At 74.3% G+C, this 592-nt stretch carries 1 protein-coding gene; it reads right to left on the bottom strand.

What is annotated here, in order from left to right; all coding sequences use genetic code 11:
• A partial coding sequence (locus TN53_RS41835; RefSeq protein ID WP_234441856.1) for an AfsR/SARP family transcriptional regulator occupies positions 1-449 on the bottom strand: 449 nt, incomplete at its 3' end.
• Positions 450-592: the final 143 nt, after the last annotated feature.

Below are 592 nucleotides of genomic sequence, written 5' to 3'. Positions count from 1 at the left end.
GACGGGAACCGAGCGGGCCTCAGGGGTGCGATGGGGGCCGGATCGGCGATGGCCGCGGTGGACTGCCCATCGGCGGTGAGCCGCTGCTGCCGCTGTGCCGCGGGCTCGAGCAGCGCCGGGTCGCCGGTCAGGATACGGCTGTGCAACTGCTGGAGCCGCCGGCCCGGCTCGATGGCCAGTTCCCGGACCAGCGTGCGCCGCAACTCGCCGAAGGTGCGCAGCGCGTCCGCCTGCCTGCCGGTGCGGTACAGCGCCACCATCAGGTGCGCGTGGAAGTCCTCGTGCAGGGGCAGCTCGGTGGTCAACGACTGGAGTTCGCCGAGGACTTCCTGGTGCCGGCCCAGCTGGAGTTCGGCGCGCACCCGCTGTTCGAGAGCGGCGAGGGGGGCCTCCGTGAGCCGGACGGACATGGTCTTCAGAAGGCTGCCGGGCGGGGGGTCCGAAAACAACGGCCCCCGCCCAAGGGCGGGCGCCCGGCGCTGCCCGAGCCCGCGGCACAGGGGCAGCAGCGGCTCCCCGCCGATGGGCAGTCCACCGCGGCCATCGCCGATCCGGCCCCCATCGCACCCCTGAGGCCCGCTCGGTTCCCGTC

It is taken from the genome of Streptomyces sp. WM6386 (genome assembly GCF_000972385.1).
In the GTDB taxonomy this organism is placed as follows: Bacteria; Actinomycetota; Actinomycetes; order Streptomycetales; family Streptomycetaceae; genus Streptomyces.
This window is presented reverse-complemented; position numbering and strand designations above follow the sequence as displayed.